This is a genomic window from Nonomuraea sp. NPDC049695, assembly GCF_040674955.1.
In the GTDB taxonomy this organism is placed as follows: domain Bacteria; phylum Actinomycetota; class Actinomycetes; order Streptosporangiales; family Streptosporangiaceae; genus Nonomuraea; species Nonomuraea helvata.
The window spans coordinates 20,379-36,392 of the sequence record NZ_JBFANV010000072.1 but is presented as its reverse complement, the minus strand read 5'-3'; the positions used below and the strand labels follow the sequence as shown (position 1 = coordinate 36,392).

Here is a 16,014-nt window from a genome sequence, read left to right as displayed (position 1 = left end):
ATCGCCCTAATAGCATGAATCTAGGGCAATAAGGACACGGCGAAGGCTGTGTGGTTGGCTTGTCGGGTGGAAGCGTGTGTGTTCGACCTCGATGGCGTGCTGGTGGACTCCGAGCCGGTGTGGGAGGAGGTGCGGCGGGCCTTCGTCGCCGAGCACGGCGGCACGTGGCAGCCCGACACGCAGTCCAGGCTCATGGGCATGAGCACCCCGGAGTGGGCCGCGTACCTGCACTCGCTCGGGGTGTCGCTGTCGCCCGACGAGATCGCGCGGGGGGTGGTCGACCAGATGGCCGCCCGCTACCGCGACGAGGTGCCGCTGATGCCGGGGGCGGTGAAGGCGGTGCGGCGGCTGCACGAGTCGGTCACGCTGGGGCTGGCCAGTTCGTCCCCGCGTACGCTGATCGACGTCGTGCTGGCGGCGGCCGGGCTGACGGAGTGCTTCGCGGCCACCGTCTCGACCGAGGAGGTCGAGCGGGGCAAGCCGGCGCCCGACGGATACCTGGAGGCCGCCCGGCGGCTCGAGGTCGATCCACGGCAGTGCGTGGCCGTGGAGGACTCCAGCAACGGGCTGCGCTCGGCGCACGCGGCGGGCATGCGCGTGATCGCCGTGCCGCATCCGCGCTACCCGCCCGCGCCGGACGCGCTGGCCCTGGCGGGGCGCGTCCTGCCCGACCTCGACGCGCTGACCTCCGAGCTGCTGGGGTCGCCCTCGTGAACGTGCAGGCCAGGGGGCTATGCTTACGAAATCGTGCGAGACATCACGGTTTTCAGCGGTAGCGCCCATCCTGAGCTGGCCGAAGAGATCTGCGACCACCTGGACACGCCTCTCCACCCGGTGAGGGTCGAGCGCTTCGCCAATGACGTGCTCGAGGTGCAGCTCCAGGCCAACTGCCGCGAGCGCGACGTGTTCCTCATCCAGCCGCTCGTGCCGCCCGTACAGGAGCATCTGGTCGAGCTGCTGCTGATGCTCGACGCGGCCAGGGGCGCGTCGGCGGCGCGGACCACCGTGGTGCTGCCGCACTATGCTTTCGCGCGGTCGGACAAGAAGGACGCCCCGCGCATCTCGATCGGCGCGCGGCTGGTCGCCGACCTGATGGTGACCGCGGGCGCCAACCGGGTGCTGGCGATGACGCTGCACTCGCCGCAGGTGCATGGCTTCTTCAGCGTCCCCGTCGACCACCTGCACGCGCTGCGCGAGCTGGCCGCGCACTTCCGCCAGTACGACCTGTCGAACACGGTCGTCGTCTCCCCCGACCTCGGCAACGCCAAGGAGGCCGCCCACTTCGCCCGCCTGCTCGGCACCGGGGTCGCGATGGGCGCCAAGCAGCGCTTCAGCGACGACCGCGTGGTGATCAGCTCCGTGATCGGCGAGGTGGCGGGCAAGGACGTGATCATCCTTGACGACGAGATCGCCAAGGGCAGCACGGTCATCGAGCTGCTCGACCGGCTGCGCGAGCTCGGCGCGCGTTCGGTGCGGGTGGCGTGCACGCACGGTCTGTTCGCGAGCGGGGCGGTGGAGCGGCTGAGCGCGCTGCCGGAGGTCGCGGAGATCGTCTGCACCAACACCGTGCCGCCGCCCAAGCCCAGCGAGAAGCTCACCGTGCTGTCGATCGCGCCCGCGCTGGCCGAGGCGATGCGCCGCATCCACGACGGGGAGTCGGTGAGCGCGCTGTTCAACGCCTCGTGATCAGAGGCGACCTTCCCACTCAGCGGTCGATGGATCATAGTGGCGACTATGCACGCAGCGACTCAACGACTGCTGAGCGACTTCCTCCAGGGCATCGAGCCAACCGTTCCCCTGGTCGCGTTATGGGCGCACGGCTCGCTGGCGACCGACGACTACCAGCCAGGGCGTAGTGACCTGGACCTGATCGCGGTCGTCGGCACGCCGGTGACGATGGAGCAGTGGCGCCGCATCAAGGCCGTCCACCGGGGGCTCGACCGGCCGCTGGCGACTCGGCTGCACTGCTCGTACATGGCCAGGGAGGAACTGGCCGACCCCGACACTGAGCACGTGACATGGGCGTATGAGCGGATCTTCCGCCGCCCCGTCACCGCCATCACCCGCCGCGAACTGCACGACGGGGCCCTCCAGTTGTACGGCCCGCCGCCCGCCGGCCTGCTGCCACCGGTGTCCGACGAAGAGGTGGCCGAGTTCGTACGGGCCGACTTACGCGACTTCTGGCTCGTCAAGACGCGCGGACGGCGGCGCTGGCTGCGCGACATCTGGGTGGACCTGGGGATGCTGACGGTCGCCAGGGCCACGGTCACGCTGCGGGAGGGGCGGCTGATCAGCAAGCGGGAGGCCCTGGACGTGCTCGCCGAGCTGGGGGCGCCGGAGAAGGTGGTGGCCGACGTGCGGGCCCGCCGGTACGGCACGCCCCGGCCGGTGCTGAGCCGGTTCAGGAGGGGGCGGCTGGCCCGCGCGTTCGTCAGGTCGGCCATCAGGAAGGCCCTGACCTGAGGGTCGCCGTGAGCTCGGCCAGCGCCCGCGTGATCTGCTCCGGGGTCAGGCCGAGCACCGAGCGCTGGTAGCCGTACACCTCGGGAGCCAGCGGCGCGAGCAGGACGTCCACCAGCGCGTCGGGGTCCGGGGTGCGGGCCGCGACCAGGAGCGCGCGGACGTGCGCCCGCCAGAAGCCGTACGCGCCCGTCTCGAAGCGCGAGCGGCCCACTTCCGAGCCGAGGACCAGGTGCCGGTGGTCCTCCAGCAGGCGCACCATCGCGACGTAGAAGGCGGCGAGCCGCTCGCCGGGCGGCGCTCCCGGGCCGAGCGGCGGGTCGCCGCGCAGCAGCCGCTCCTGCAACGCCCGCTCGTGCTCGTCGAGGAGCGCGACGGCGATCGACGCCCGGTCGGGGTAGCGGCGGTAGAGCGTGCCCCGGCCCACCCCGGCCTTCTTGGCGATGTCGTCCATCGTCACGTCCTGCGGGAGCCGCTCCGCGAAGAGCTGCGCGGCCGCCTCCAGGATGCGCGCGCGGTTCCGCGCGGCGTCGGCTCTCTCCATGCGTCCCATTGTATGTGGACACAGCGTCCGGTTATATTGAAGTGGACAGCGTGTCCACTTCAAGGGAGAGACCATGTTGCTGCATCTGGACGCGAGCGCGCGCCGGGCGTCGTCGTTCTCGCGCAGGTTGTCCGCCGTGTACGCCGACACGTGGCGGGCGGCGCATCCCGATCGCCCGTACGCCTACCGGGACCTGGCCGCGCAGCCGGTGCCGCACATCGGCGAGGCGTGGACGGAGCTCTGCGACCACCTCCTCGAACACGAGATCACCGACATTTCGCGATATCGGGAGGCGGTGCGGACGCCCGCCCAGCGGCAGGCGTGGGCCGTCGTGGAGCCGCTGCTCGACGAGGTGGTGGCGGCCGAGGTGATCCTGATCGGCACGCCGATGTACAACTACTCGATCCCCTCCTCGCTCAAGGCCTGGCTCGACCAGATCACGTTCCCGAAGATGTCGCTCGAAGGCCGCTCGTTCGTGGTGACGAGCGCGCGGGGCGGCGCGTACGGGCCGGGCACGCCCCGCGAGCCCTACGACCACCAGGAGCGCTACCTGCGCGACTTCTTCAAGGGGCACTTCAGGGTCGAGGACGTGACGTTCATCCACGCGGAGCTCGTCAACGCGCGGCTCGACCCGGCCCTGGCGGACCTGCGCGACAGGCACGAGGAGTCCCTGGCGGCGGCGCTCAAGGAGGCGGCCCGGTGAGCTGGCTCGTCCTGCTCCTCGCCGGCCTCGTCGAAGTGGCGTGGTCGCAGAGCATCAAGCCGACGCACAACTTCACCCGACCGGTGCCCACGCTCGTGTGCCTCGTCCTGATGGCCGCCGCCGTCTGGCTGCTGTCCCAGGCGATGAACACGCTGCCTGTCGGCACCGCGTACGCCGTCTTCACGGGCATCGGCGCGGTCGGCGCGATCAGCCTGGGCATCGCGCTCAACGACGACCCCGTCTCGGTCGGCAGGATGGCGGCGCTCGCCCTGATTGTCGGAGGGATAGTGTTGGCGCGAGTTACCACCTAAACCAGGGGAAGGGCGGCAAATGGGGGAAATCAGGCAGTCCTATCTGGTGGCCGCGACGTCGGCGGTGTCCCTGCTGCGCGATCCCGCCGTGGCGGCGGCCTGGGACAAGCCGAGCGCGCTGACCGAGTTCAGCGTCGCGGGGCTGGCCGGGCACCTGGCCCACCAGCTCGTCCGCGTCCGTGACGTCCTCGCGCCCGACGGGGTGGCCGGCGAGCCGGTCGAGCTCCTGGAGCACTACTCGAGGTCGCCGTGGGTGCAGGCGGGGCTCGACCACGAGAGCAACGTGAGCATCAGGCGCGGCGGCCAGGCCGCCGCCGCGGACGGGCCCGGGGCGCTGGCGGACCGGACGCAGGTGCTGCTCGACGTGCTGAGCGCCGCCCTGGCCGCCGAACCCGACGACCGGGTCGTGGGCCTGCCGTGGGCGGGGTGGTCGCTGCGGCTCGACGACTTCCTGCTCACGCGGCTCGTGGAGCTGGTCGTACACTCGGACGACCTGGCGGCGAGCGTGGGGCTGGACACGCCGGAGCTGCCGTCCTCGATCATCGATCCCGTGGTCGAACTGCTGGCCCGGCTGGCCGTCCACCGGCACGGGGCCACGGCGGTCATCCGCACCCTGAGCCGCGCCGAACGCGCCCCGGCCACCATAAGCGCCTTCTGACGCCGCCCGCCGTCAGGAGGCGATCATGCGGAGGGCCGTGACCACCTCGCGGCCCGACAGCGCGCTGTCCGGGTCCAGCAGCCACTGTGACAGGAACCCCGTCAGCATCGCCTGGTAGACCGTCCCCACCAGCCGCTCACGCGCCGGATCGCTCCCCGGCTCCAGCCCCTCGAAGAGCTCCGCCAGCCCCACCCGCGCCTCCTTGATGGAGCGCATCAGCTGCTCGCGCACCTCGGGCACGTGGTCGATCTGCCCCAGCAGCTCGAACTGGGTCACCCACAGCGGCCGGAGCCTGGAGAACGACTCCGTCACCCGGTCCCAGGCCGCCTCGAAGCGCTCCAGCGGCGTCGCGTCCGCCTTGACGTCGGCCGCCAGGGTGGCCCCGAGCTCGTCTCCCCACTCCCGCATCGTCTCGAAGAGCGCCTCGTTCATCAGCGCTTCCTTCGATTTGAAGTGGTAACCGATGCCCGCCAGGCTCACCCCGGAAGCGTTGGCGATGTCGCGCGCGGTCGTGCGCGAATAGCCCTTCTCGATCAGGCACTGCTTCGCCCCCGCCAGCAGATCTTCCCTGTTTCCCATGCCCAGAGGCTAGCACAACTGTCTTGAAAATCTGTCCTAGACAAGCGTCTGAGACATATGTACTGTCTGAGCCATGACGAACATCCTCATCTCCGGCGCGAGCATCGCCGGCACCACGACGGCGTACTGGCTCAGGCGGCACGGCTTCGACGTGACCGTGGTCGAGCGGGCCCCCGCGATCCGCGAGGGCGGCTACAAGGTGGACATCAGGGGCGCGGCCCTCCGGGTGGTCGAGCGCATGGGAATCATGGACGCGGTCCGCGCCAGGAGCACGGACATGCGGATCGCCACCCACTACGACGCCAGGGGCAGGAAGGTCGCGACCATGGACGCCGACCTGTTCGGCGGGCGCACGGGCGACGACGTCGAGATCATGCGCGGCGACCTGAACGAGCTGCTGTACGACCTCACGCGCCACGACGTCGAGTACGTCTTCGGCGACTCCGTCACGGGCATCGCCGAAGACGGCACGGTGACGTTCGAGCGCTCGGCGCCGCGCAGGTTCGACCTGGTCGTCGGCGCCGACGGCGCGCACTCCACCACCAGGAGGATCGCCTTCGGCGAGGAGTCCCGGTACGCCCGCGACCTCGGCCACTACATCTCGATCTGCACGGTGCCCAACAAGCTCGGCCTGGACCGCGAGGAGGCCGTGCACGCCGCCCCCGGCAGGACCGCGAACGTCTACAGCACCAGGCAGGACACCAGTGCCAAGGCCCTGTTCATGTGGTCGTCGGAGCCGCTGGCCTACGACCACCGCGACACCGGCGCCCAGAAGGACCTGCTGGTGGAGGCCATGCGGGGCGTCGAATGGGAGGTGCCGGCGCTGCTGGAGTCCGTACGCGACGCCACGGACTTCTACTTCGACTCGGTCACGCAGATCCACATGGACCGCTGGTCGAAGGGGCGCGTCGTGCTCGTGGGCGACGCGGCGTACTGCGCCTCGCCCGCCTCGGGACAGGGCACGAGCCTGGCGCTCGTGGGCGCGTACGTGCTGGCGGGCGAGCTGGCGAAGGGCGGCGGGGCGGAGGGCTACCAGCGCGAGATGCGCCCGTTCGCGGAGGTCAACCAGGCACTCGGGCCCGCCAACGTCAAGGGCATGGTGATCGGGTCGCGTGCGGCCCTCTGGTTCCAGCTCAAGATGATCAAGCTGCTCCCCCACCTGCCCGGCCGCGACCGGATGATCGACAGGATCGCCGGGCCCATCCACCGCGCCGCGAACGCCATCTCGCTCAAGAACTACATGGAATAAAGCGTTCCGTTCTGATATATTGAGATCAGAACATTCCGTTCCAGAGAAATAGGGGTTCGCCATGACCATCCTCGTCACCGGAGCCACCGGGACCGTCGGCCGTCTCGTCGTCGAGGAGCTCCTTGCGGCCGGGCAGCACGTACGCGCCCTGACCAGGAACCCCGCCAAGGCCGGCCTCCCCGAGAGCGTCGAGGTCGTCGCCGGAGACCTCGCCAGCCCCGATTCGCTGAAGGACGCCTTCGAGGGCGTCACCGGCGTGCACTTGATCAACTTCGCGGGCGACGACTACGCCCCCCTGCCGGACGGCGCCGCGATCGTGGAGCTGGCCGTCGAGGCGGGCGTGCGACGGGCCACCGTGCTGGGCGGCCGCGAGGACGGCCCGCTCGAGCAGGCGCTGGCCGCGACCGACCTGGAGTGGACGCTGCTCCACCCGGTCGAGTTCATGTCCAACACGCTGCGCTGGTGGGCGCAGACGGTGAAGACGGAAGGCGTCATCAAGGAGCCGTTCGGCGACCGGCTGAGCGCCCTCGTGCACGAGCGCGACATCGCCGCCGTGGCCGCGACGGTGCTGGTCGAGGGCGGCCACGGCGGCAGGACGTACGTGCTGACGGGTCCCGAGGCGATCACGCTCAGGCAGAAGGTCGAGATCCTGGGGACGTCGATCGGCAGCCACGTCGAGTACGTGGAGCTGACCGTGGACGAGGCGCGGGCCAAGTGGGCCGCCGACGGCATGGGCGAGCAGACCATCGACTTCCTCGTCCAGGCCCTGGGCAACACCCCGGAGGTCGGCTACACGGTGGTCCCGACCGTGCGCGAGATCACCGGCCGGGACGCGCGCAGCTTCGCTCAGTGGGCCTCGGAGAACGCCGACGCGTTCCGGGTGTGATCGGTGACCTCGGGATAGTCCTCGACCGGGGTCCGCTTGCCGAGCAGGTGCCGGTCGAGGAAGCTGACCAGGTGAGCGCGGGTGATCCGCAGCGCCCGCGCGCCGTCGAGCTGCTGCGCCGGGAGGCCGAGCTGCGGCCTGAGCACGGCGTAGTCGACGAAGGCCGCGTGGTCGGTCCCCGCCACCGTGATCCAGCGCTTCCAGCCCTTCAGGTTGGCCCAGGCCTTGTCCCACGAGCCGTAGCCGGGGGCATGCCCCGGCGCCCCGACCAGCATGAACGGCCGGTCGAGCGGCTCGTCCAGCGCGAACGTGCCGTCCAGGTTGACGCCGGCCTTGATCCGGGTGTCGGCGAGCATGGTCTGGGCGGTGGCGTACCCGCCCATGGAGTGGCCGATCATGGCGATCCTCGACCGGTCGATCGCCCTGCCCCACCGGCCCTTGACCAGCTCTCCGAGCACGAACCGCACGTCCTTGACGCGTCCCGCGGCCACCTTGACGTTGTCCTGGCCCTTCACGCAGGCCAGGCAGGTGGTGGTCCGGCCGTCGGGGAACGTGGTCGCGACCGACTCGTACGTGTGCTCCACCGCCGCCACCAGATAGCCGCGGCTCGCGAACTCCTCGGCCAGCGAGGTCAGGGTGGCGCGCGGGAAGGAGAAGCCGGGCGACATGACGACCAGGGGGTGCCTGCCGGGGCTCACGGGCGCGTCCAGCCGGGCGTACGTCCTGGTCCTGGTGAGCGCGTCCGGAGGGACGTTCGGGAAGTCCTTGAGTACGGCGGCGGACTCCTGGGGCGTCATGTACGGGGCCGGCCGCCCCGCTGCCCGCTTCGCCGGGTACCAGAGCGAGACCATCAGCTCCCGCTCCGACGCCTCGGGGTTCCACGGGTCGGGGCGGCTCGAGTCGACCAGGTGCAGGCTGGTCGTGCCGACCGGCCGCGGACCGGTCGGCTTCGGAAGGGCGACGTCGGCCGCCTGCGCCGGAGCGGCTCCGGCGAGTACGGTCAAGGACATCGCGACTGTTATCAGGGTTTTACGCATGGGCCCAGGCTGGTGCCAGGGGCCGCCGCCCGGGACGCCCCGATCGTCGATCGGCTCTTACTACTTTCGGCTTAATGTCCTGTTCCGGACGGCCCATACGCTGTGAGGCATGCGGTTCGTGCTGCTCGGCGCAGGGGTGTTCGCGGCCTCGCTGCTCGTGGGGAAGGGGCAGGGCGGGGTGCCGTCGAGCCTGCCGCTCCCGGTGCTGGTCGCGGTCGCCGCGGTCGCGGGCCTGGCCGCCTGGCGGGCGCGCCGGTCCTGGTGGCCGCTGGCCGCGGTGGGCGCCGTCGGCTACGCGTGGCTGGTGATGTGGCCGCCGCTGCTGGTGGCCTCCTACTACGCGGGCCTGGCACTGAGCGGGCGGCGCCTGGCCGCCTACCTCGGTGGCTGCCTGGGCGTGTGCGGGGTCGCCGCGCTCGCGGGCGTGTCCCAGGGAGGCCCGCGCGCGATGATGACCGCCACCCCGGGCAACGCCCTGATCCTGGCGCTGGCCGTGATCGGGCTGCCGCTGGCGCTCGGCCTCCTGGTGCGCACCCGCCGGGAGGCGGCCAGGGAGCGCGCGGAACGCCGCGAGCACGAGCAGGTCATGCGGGCCGAGCAGGCCAGGGTTCAGGAGCGGGCCAGGATCGCCAGGGAGATGCACGACGTGGTCGCGCACCGGGTCTCGCTCATGGTGCTGCACGCGGGGGCGCTGGAGATGCGGGCGTCCGACGAGGAGACGGAGCGGTCCGCCGCCCTGATCGGCGGGATCGGGCGGGAGGCGCTGGCGAACCTGCGCGACGTGCTGGGCGTCCTGCGCACGCCCGAGAACTCCCCGCTCCGGCCACCGCCCACCCTGGGGGACCTCGACCGGCTGCTCGACCAGTCCCGTGCCCTGGGCATCGCGGTGACCAGGCACGACGAGGGCGAGGCGCGGCAGGTCGAGCCGACCGTGGAGCGGACCGCGTACCGGGTGGTCCAGGAGGCGCTCACCAACGTGCACAAGCACGCGGGCGACGCCGCCACGGACGTGCTCATCCGCTACGGGGCCGAGGAGCTGGAGGTGGAGGTGCGCAACCAGGCGCCGGGGTCGCCGCCCGGGGAGCTGCCCGGCGCGGGCTGGGGCCTGGTGGGGCTGCGGGAACGGGTGGAGCTGCTCGGCGGCACACTGCGTACCAGCGCCCAGGACGGCGGCGGCTTCCTCGTGAGCGCCAGGATCCCGGCATGATCCGGGTGCTCGTCGTGGACGACGAGGAGCTCGTCCGTTCGGGGCTGCGGCTGATCCTGGAGGCGGCGGGCGACATCGCGATCGCCGGCGAGGCCCGCGACGGCGCTGAGGCCCTCTCCGCCGTACGGCGGCTGCGGCCCGAGGTCGTGCTGATGGACGTCCGCATGCCGGGCATGGACGGCCTGACCGCCGCCGCGCGACTCCTGTCCGAGCCTGACGCGCCCAAGCTGATCATGCTGACCACGTTCGATCTGGACGAGTACGTACACGAGGCGCTGCGTCTGGGCGCGGTCGGGTTCCTGCTCAAGGACACCCCGCCGAGAGAGCTGGCCGCCGCCGTCCGCACGGTCGCCGGCGGCCAGGCCATGCTCTCGCCCTCGGTCACCAAGCGCCTGATCGCCTCGTACGCCAACCGGGTCCCCTCCCGCGCCGAGGTGGCGCGCAGGCAGCTCGACCGGCTCACCGGGCGGGAGGAGGACGTGATCAGGGCCGTCGCCCGCGGCCTGTCCAACGCCGAGATCGGCCGCGAGCTACACCTGACGGAGGCGACGGTGAAGGCGCACGTCAGCCGCATGCTGGCCAAGCTGGGCCTGGCCAACCGCGTCCAGGCCGCCATCCTGGTCCACGACGCCGACCTCGGCTAACCGGTCACATCCGCGTAGTAGCAGGCCGCCTGCGCGTCCGGGACGGCGGGCAGGATGTCCAGCAGCTCCGACCGGCACCTGGCGTCCACCCCCGCCTCGGCCGCCTTCCCGGAGGCGAGCACCTGACAGCGGGCGTGGAAGCGGCACCCGCCGGGGATCCTGGTCGGGTCCGGCGGCTCGCCGGTGAGCACGATCCGTTCGGGAGACTCGGGCAGCACCGACATCAGGGCCTGCGTGTACGGGTGCCGCGGCGCCGTCAGGACCTGCTCCACCGGGCCCGACTCGACGATCCGGCCCAGGTACATGACCGCCACCCGGTCGGCGATGTTCCAGGCCAGGCCCAGGTCGTGGGTGACGACCAGCGCCGACAGCCCCAGCTCCTCGCGGAGCTTGAGCATCAGGGCCAGGATCTCGCCGCGTACGGAGGCGTCCAGCGAGGCCACCGGCTCGTCGGCGATCAGCACCTTGGGGTTCAGCGCCAGCGCGCCGGCGATCACCACGCGCTGCCGCTGCCCGCCGGAGAGCTCGTGCGGGTAGCGCTGGAAGAACCGGTCGGGCGGCCGCAGCCCCGCCCTGGACAGCGCCTCGGCCACGACCTCCCGCTCGTCCGGCAGGCCGTGGATGCGCGGCCCCTCGGCGACCGCCTCGTACACGGTCTGCCTGGGGTTGAGCGAGCCCATCGGGTCCTGCAGCACGAGCTGCACCTGCCTGCGGTACGCCTTGAGCGCCCTGGAGCCGTAGTCCAGCGCGGCGCCGCCGTACCGGATCTCGCCCGAGGTGGGGCGCTCGAGGCCGAGCAGCGTGCGCGCCAGGGTGGTCTTGCCGCAGCCCGACTCGCCGACCAGGGCCACGATCTCGCCCTCGCCGACGGCGAGGTTCACGCCGTCCACGGCCCTGGCGCGGCGCCCGCGCGAGGAGAACTCCACGTGCAGGTCGCGGGCCTCCAGCAGGCTCGGCCGGGCCGTCGAGACGGCCTCCGCGGTGGTCTGCGTCTCGGTCATGAGGCCCCCTCCTTCTCGCGTACGTGCACGCAAGCGGCGCTGCGGCGCTCGCCCGCGGGCCACAGCTCCACGTCCAGGGTCGGGCATTCGTCCAGCGCCACGGGGCAGCGCGGATGGAACGCGCAGCCGCTCGGAAGCTGCATGGGGTCCGGCGGATCGCCGCCGAGGCCCTTCGGGGCCAGCCGCGAGGCCGGGTCGCCCACCGTGGGGAACGCCGCCGCCAGCGCCCGGCTGTAGGGATGCTTGGCATCGTGGAACACCTCGGCGGAGGGGCCGTGCTCGACGACGCGGCCCGCGTACATGACCGCGAGCTGGTCGCACACGTCCGCCAGGACCGACAGGTCGTGCGAGATCATGATCAGTGAGATGTCGTGCTCGGCGACCAGTTCCTTGATCAAGCTCAGGACCTGGGCCTGCACCATCACGTCGAGCGCCGTGGTCGGCTCGTCGGCGATGATCAGCCGCGGCGAGCACGCCAGCGCCATCGCGATCATCACGCGCTGCCGCTGCCCGCCGGAGAGCTCGTGCGGGTAGCTGCGGGCCCGCCAGGCGGGCAGGCCGACCTGTTCGAGCAGCTCGGTCACGCGCTTGCCGGCGGCGTCCGGCTTGGCCAGTCCGTGTACGAGCAGCGGCTCGGCGATCTGGTCACCGATCCTGCGCACCGGGTTGAGCCCGTGCTGCGCGCCCTGGAACACGATCGAGGCCTCGGCCCACCGCACGGCACGCATGCGGCCCCACTTCATGGTGAGCATGTCCTCGCCGTCGAGCAGGATCCGGCCGCCGACGTGCGCGTCGCGGGGCAGGAGCCGCAGCAGCGCCATGGCCAGCGTCGACTTGCCGGACCCCGACTCGCCGGCGACTCCGAGTGCCGCTCCGGAGTCGAGCGTCAGCGACACACCCCGTACCGCGGGCACCTCGCCCGACGCGATGCGGTACGTCACCGACACGTCATCGAGTTCAAGAAGCGTCATGCCGCCCTCCTCAGCCGCGGGTTGAGCACGGCCTCCAGCGCCCGCCCCACCAGGGTGAACGCCATGACGACGGCCAGGATGGCGAGGCCGGGGATGAAGATGTACCACCACGCGCCCTGCGTGGCCGCGCCGAAGTCATAGGAGGCGCGCAGCATGGTGCCCCACGAGGTCTTGTTGGCGCTGGCGCCGAGGAAGGCGAGCGTGGACTCCGTGACGATCGCGCTGGCCACCTCCAGTGTGGTGCTGGCCAGCAGCAGCGGCGCCACGTTGGGGAGCACGTGCCTGGTCGTGATGTGCCAGTGCCCGCCGCCGAGCGCCTTCGACCGCTCGATGTACGGCCGGGACTCCACGGCGAGCGTCTGCGCCCTGATCAGCCGGGCGGTCGACGGCCAGGTCGTGATCCCGATCGCCATGATGATGGTGAAGGTGCTGCCACCCAGGATGGCCGCCAGCACCAGAGCCGTGACCAGCGAAGGGAGCACCAGGAACCAGTCGGTGACCCGCATGAGCGCGCCGCCGAGCCAGCCGCGGAAGTGTCCGGCGGCGACGCCGACCACCAGGCCGATCACGATGCTGAGGAACGCGGCGAGAAAGCCGATGAACAGCGACGTGCGCGAGCCCCACCACACCATCAGCAGGATGGAGCGGCCCGACTCGTCGGTGCCGAACGGCTCACCCAGGCTCGGCGCCGCCCACTTCGCACCCGTGCCTTTGATGACGCTGGTGACGTCCGCGCTGATGAACAGCGGTGCGACGAGAGCGAGCACCACGGCGACGACGAGGATCACCAGGCCGACCATTCCGGCCCGGTGATGGCGGAACTCGGCCCAGAAACGGCTCAGCGCCAGCCGCCTGCGGTCTGCGGCGACACTGGTCATGCCGACCTCACTCTCGGGTCGAGCATGTGGTAGACCACGTCGGCCAGCGTGTTCATGACGATCACCGACACAGTGATCAGCAGGAACGTGCCTTGCATGAGCGTGAAGTCGGGCACACTGACCGCCTCGTAGAACAGCTGTCCCAGTCCGGGCCAGGTGTAGATCGTCTCCACGGTGACCGCACCGCCGACCACGAAGCCGATGCGCATGAAGACCAGGGTCACCGTGGGCAGCAGCGCGTTGGGCACCGCGTGGCGGCGGCGTACCTCGTCATCGCGCAGGCCCTTGGCGCGGGCCACGGTCACGTAGTCCTGGCTGACCTCCTCCAGCAGCGAGGAGCGCATGACCAGGAGGTACTGCGCGTACACGACGGCCACGAGGGTCAGGCACGGCAGCACCATGTGCGAGGCCACGTCCAGGACATAGGCGAACCCGTCGGGCGCGTCCACGCTCTCGATGCCCCTGAAGGGGAAGATGCCGGGAATGGGGCCGATGCCCACGCCGAACACCATCATGAGCAGAAGTCCCAGCCAGAACGTCGGCACCGACCAGAGCAGCAGCGACGCGCCGGTGGAGAACCGGTCGAACCTGCTGCCGGGCCGCCACCCCGCCCGGGTGCCCTGCCAGATGCCCAGGCTGACCGCGATCACCAGGCCCGTCCCCGCCAGCAGGAGAGTGGGGCCGATGCGCTCGCCGATCAGGTCGAGCACCGGCCGCTTGTACTCGTACGAGGTGCCGAGGTCGAGCCTGAGCGTGTCGCCGACGAACTGGAAGAACTGGTCGATCAGCGGCTTGTCCAGGCCCAGCCGGTGGCGTTCGAGGTTGAGCTGGGCCGGCGTCATGTTGCGGCCCTGCGCGAGGTTCCGCACCGGGTCGCCGGGCAGCAGCCGGAACACGAAGAACGTCCCGACGATCACCATGGCGATGCTGAACAGCGCCCCACCGGCCTTGGACAGCGCGTACTGCAGCGTGCCGCGGCGGGTGGAGCGCTCGTCACCAGGGCCCGCCGCCTGGACGGCGGCGGGCTCTGCTGCTTCTAGCGGAGTGGTCATTCGCGCTCGTCGGCGACGCTCTTACGACGCCTGCTCAGGAGGAACACCGCCAGTCCGATGACCACGACGCCCCCCACGATGCCGACGATGAGGCCGGTGTTGGAGCCGCCGCCGGAGCCGCTGCCGCCGCTCGCCGCCGTGGCCTTGACGTCCACGGTGTAGAACGGCCAGTAGCCGCTGCCGCCGTACAGGAGGCCCTTGTCCTCAGGGATCGGGGTGATGCTGGTGATCCGGTCCTTGCGGTAGCCCTCGAGGTCGTTCGGGTAGTAGATCGCGATGATCGGGGCCTGGGTGTAGAGCCGCTCCTGCATCTGCTTGATGAGCTCGGCGCGCTTGGGCCGGTCGAGCTCCTTCAGCTGCTCCTGGTAGAGCTTCTCGAAGGTCTCGTCGCAGAAGAACGACTCGGTGCCGCCGCCCTCGCCGTTCGGGGCGGGCCTACGGCTGCACAGGTGCGTGGCCAGGACCTCTTCGGGGTCGGGGTTGACCGACCAGCCGCTGATCGCGATGTCGAAGTTGCCGGTGACACCGGTCTCCTCGGTGAACTTGCTGGACTCCAGCTTCACCGTGGTCAGGGTGATGCCGACCTCCTTGAAGAAGCCCGTCAGGTACTCGGCGAGCTTGTCCTCGATCGGGGTGTCGGTGTGGATGGTGAAGCGGAACTCCAGCTTCTTCTTGCCGTCGGGCATCGTACGGACGCCGTCGGAGCCCTTCTTGTAGCCGGCGTCGTCGAGGATCTTGTTGGCCTTGGCGGGGTCGTACGTGACCTTCTCATCGCCGGTGGCCTCCCAGAAGAAGTCCTTGAACATCGGCGGCACGATCGAGCCGTCGGCGGGCTTGGCCAGGCCGTTCTGGACCTCGTCGACCAGCTTCTGCTTGTCGATGGCGAAGTGCAGCGCCTGACGGACCTTGACGTCCTTCAGCGCCGGGTGGCCGTCACCGACGGGCTTGTTGTCCGTGGTGGTGGCGCCGTGGTTGATCTGCAGGTACGCCGCGCGGCGGCCCTGGGTGTTCCACGCCTCGATGTTCGGGTTGTTCTGGATGGCCTCGAACTCGGGCGGGCTCAGCCGGCCGATCAGGTCGATGTCACCCTTCTGCAGACCGGCGATCGCGGCCTGGGGGTTGTCGTAGAAGATGACCTGCAGCTCGTCGACCTTGGGCTTGCCCCGCCAGTAGTTGGGGTTGGCCTGCAGCTTGACGTACTGGTCCTTCTTGTGCTCGATCGCGATGTACGGACCGCTGCTGACGCTCGGGTACTTCTCGGCATCGTAGTTGGCCAGGTCGGTGACCGACTCCCAGACATGCTTGGGCATGATCGGGATCGGGTTGTCCAGCATGGACGCCTGCGGGGCCTTGAGCTTGATCGTCAGGTCCTGGCCGCTGGCCGTGACGCTCGCGAAGTTCTCCACTGCCGGGCCGTTGGCCGTCTTGGCGGCCTCGTCCGTCATGATCTTGTTGAACGTCCACGCCGCGTCGTCGGCCGTGATCGGCTGGCCGTCCGACCACTTGGCCTGGCGGATCTTGAACGTCCACGTGAGCCCGTCCGGCGACGTGGTCCACGACTCGGCCAGGTCCGGGCTGGGCTGCAGCGTCTTGGAGTCGGGGACCGTGAGGTAGCCGTACATCCAGCGGTGGATCGACGTCGAGACCAGGCGGACAGCGAGGAACGGGTTCATCGAGTCCATGGACTGCGTGGCCCCGATGCGGACGATCTTCTTCCCCGCCGCAGGTTCCTGAGCCTGTGCCGCTGTCGCGCCCTGACCTGCTACTAATAGCGCGACACCCAGCACTGCCAGGCGCGCGAACCATTTCCTCATAAGTGCCTCACCTTCAGGCG

General features: G+C 70.6%; 18 protein-coding genes. 10 read left to right on the top strand and 8 right to left on the bottom strand.

The window, feature by feature from the left end; all coding sequences use genetic code 11:
* Positions 1–78: 78 nt before the first annotated feature.
* From AB0J64_RS42050 to AB0J64_RS42040, 3 genes are read left to right on the top strand one after another with little or no spacing between them, the layout of a single operon-like run.
* Positions 79–714, top strand: coding sequence for an HAD family phosphatase (locus tag AB0J64_RS42050; RefSeq protein WP_364040709.1), 636 nt, complete (start codon positions 79–81; stop codon positions 712–714).
* A gap of 33 nt (positions 715–747) precedes the next feature.
* Positions 748–1,686: a ribose-phosphate pyrophosphokinase gene (locus AB0J64_RS42045; protein WP_364040706.1), complete on the top strand. Its 939-nt coding sequence runs from the start codon at positions 748–750 to the stop codon at positions 1,684–1,686.
* A 48-nt stretch (positions 1,687–1,734) separates the two neighbouring features.
* Positions 1,735–2,463, top strand: coding sequence for a nucleotidyltransferase (locus tag AB0J64_RS42040; RefSeq protein ID WP_364040703.1), 729 nt, complete (start codon positions 1,735–1,737; stop codon positions 2,461–2,463).
* On the opposite strand, the gene AB0J64_RS42035 is transcribed toward AB0J64_RS42040, so the two are convergent.
* Positions 2,444–3,004, bottom strand: a complete 561-nt coding sequence (locus tag AB0J64_RS42035) for a helix-turn-helix domain-containing protein (RefSeq protein ID WP_364040700.1) — start codon at positions 3,002–3,004, stop codon at positions 2,444–2,446. The two genes, AB0J64_RS42040 and AB0J64_RS42035, sit on opposite strands and share 20 nt — an antisense overlap.
* Before the next feature lie 73 nt (positions 3,005–3,077).
* On the opposite strand from AB0J64_RS42035, the gene AB0J64_RS42030 reads away from it, so the two are divergent.
* From AB0J64_RS42030 to AB0J64_RS42020, 3 genes are read left to right on the top strand one after another with little or no spacing between them, the layout of a single operon-like run.
* Positions 3,078–3,707 carry an NAD(P)H-dependent oxidoreductase gene (locus tag AB0J64_RS42030; RefSeq protein ID WP_364040697.1) on the top strand — a complete coding sequence of 210 codons (630 nt, stop codon included), beginning with the start codon at positions 3,078–3,080 and terminating at the stop codon, positions 3,705–3,707.
* The gene (locus tag AB0J64_RS42025) at positions 3,704–4,018 is read left to right on the top strand and encodes a multidrug efflux SMR transporter (protein ID WP_364040694.1); all 315 of its coding nucleotides are present in this window, start codon (positions 3,704–3,706) and stop codon (positions 4,016–4,018) included. The genes AB0J64_RS42030 and AB0J64_RS42025 overlap by 4 nt, the downstream gene beginning before the upstream one ends.
* Before the next feature lie 19 nt (positions 4,019–4,037).
* Entirely contained in the window at positions 4,038–4,676 is a 639-nt protein-coding gene (locus tag AB0J64_RS42020; RefSeq protein ID WP_364040691.1) for a maleylpyruvate isomerase N-terminal domain-containing protein, read from the top strand.
* A gap of 12 nt (positions 4,677–4,688) precedes the next feature.
* On the opposite strand, the gene AB0J64_RS42015 is transcribed toward AB0J64_RS42020, so the two are convergent.
* Positions 4,689–5,255 (bottom strand): TetR/AcrR family transcriptional regulator, encoded by a 567-nt coding sequence (locus AB0J64_RS42015; RefSeq protein WP_364040688.1) that lies wholly within the window; start codon positions 5,253–5,255, stop codon positions 4,689–4,691.
* A gap of 73 nt (positions 5,256–5,328) precedes the next feature.
* On the opposite strand from AB0J64_RS42015, the gene AB0J64_RS42010 reads away from it, so the two are divergent.
* Positions 5,329–6,504, top strand: coding sequence for an FAD-dependent monooxygenase (locus tag AB0J64_RS42010; RefSeq protein WP_364040685.1), 1,176 nt, complete (start codon positions 5,329–5,331; stop codon positions 6,502–6,504).
* 61 nt (positions 6,505–6,565) lie between these two features.
* Entirely contained in the window at positions 6,566–7,390 is an 825-nt protein-coding gene (locus AB0J64_RS42005; RefSeq protein WP_364040682.1) for an NmrA family NAD(P)-binding protein, read from the top strand.
* On the opposite strand, the gene AB0J64_RS42000 is transcribed toward AB0J64_RS42005, so the two are convergent.
* Positions 7,351–8,427: an alpha/beta hydrolase gene (locus AB0J64_RS42000; RefSeq protein ID WP_364040679.1), complete on the bottom strand. Its 1,077-nt coding sequence runs from the start codon at positions 8,425–8,427 to the stop codon at positions 7,351–7,353. The genes AB0J64_RS42005 and AB0J64_RS42000 overlap by 40 nt on opposite strands.
* Positions 8,428–8,536: 109 nt before the next feature.
* Here AB0J64_RS42000 and AB0J64_RS41995 point away from each other — a divergent pair, with 109 nt between their 5' ends.
* Together AB0J64_RS41995 and AB0J64_RS41990 are read left to right on the top strand one after the other, a co-directional pair.
* Positions 8,537–9,634, top strand: coding sequence for a histidine kinase (locus AB0J64_RS41995; RefSeq protein ID WP_364040676.1), 1,098 nt, complete (start codon positions 8,537–8,539; stop codon positions 9,632–9,634).
* Positions 9,631–10,278, top strand: coding sequence for a response regulator transcription factor (locus tag AB0J64_RS41990; RefSeq protein ID WP_364040673.1), 648 nt, complete (start codon positions 9,631–9,633; stop codon positions 10,276–10,278). The genes AB0J64_RS41995 and AB0J64_RS41990 overlap by 4 nt, the downstream gene beginning before the upstream one ends.
* On the opposite strand, the gene AB0J64_RS41985 is transcribed toward AB0J64_RS41990, so the two are convergent.
* Genes AB0J64_RS41985 through AB0J64_RS41965 form a run of 5 tightly spaced genes read right to left on the bottom strand, consistent with a single transcriptional unit; the run spans position 10,275 to position 15,994 of the window.
* Entirely contained in the window at positions 10,275–11,279 is a 1,005-nt protein-coding gene (locus AB0J64_RS41985) for an ABC transporter ATP-binding protein (RefSeq protein ID WP_364040670.1), read from the bottom strand. The two genes, AB0J64_RS41990 and AB0J64_RS41985, sit on opposite strands and share 4 nt — an antisense overlap.
* On the bottom strand, positions 11,276–12,250 hold the full coding sequence (locus AB0J64_RS41980) for an ABC transporter ATP-binding protein (RefSeq protein WP_364040667.1): 975 nt from the start codon (positions 12,248–12,250) through the stop codon (positions 11,276–11,278). The genes AB0J64_RS41985 and AB0J64_RS41980 overlap by 4 nt, the downstream gene beginning before the upstream one ends.
* Positions 12,247–13,128, bottom strand: coding sequence for an ABC transporter permease (locus tag AB0J64_RS41975; protein WP_364040664.1), 882 nt, complete (start codon positions 13,126–13,128; stop codon positions 12,247–12,249). The genes AB0J64_RS41980 and AB0J64_RS41975 overlap by 4 nt, the downstream gene beginning before the upstream one ends.
* On the bottom strand, positions 13,125–14,180 hold the full coding sequence (locus AB0J64_RS41970; RefSeq protein WP_364040661.1) for an ABC transporter permease: 1,056 nt from the start codon (positions 14,178–14,180) through the stop codon (positions 13,125–13,127). The genes AB0J64_RS41975 and AB0J64_RS41970 overlap by 4 nt, the downstream gene beginning before the upstream one ends.
* The gene (locus tag AB0J64_RS41965) at positions 14,177–15,994 is read right to left on the bottom strand and encodes an ABC transporter substrate-binding protein (protein ID WP_364040658.1); all 1,818 of its coding nucleotides are present in this window, start codon (positions 15,992–15,994) and stop codon (positions 14,177–14,179) included. The genes AB0J64_RS41970 and AB0J64_RS41965 overlap by 4 nt, the downstream gene beginning before the upstream one ends.
* Positions 15,995–16,014 lie beyond the last annotated feature (20 nt).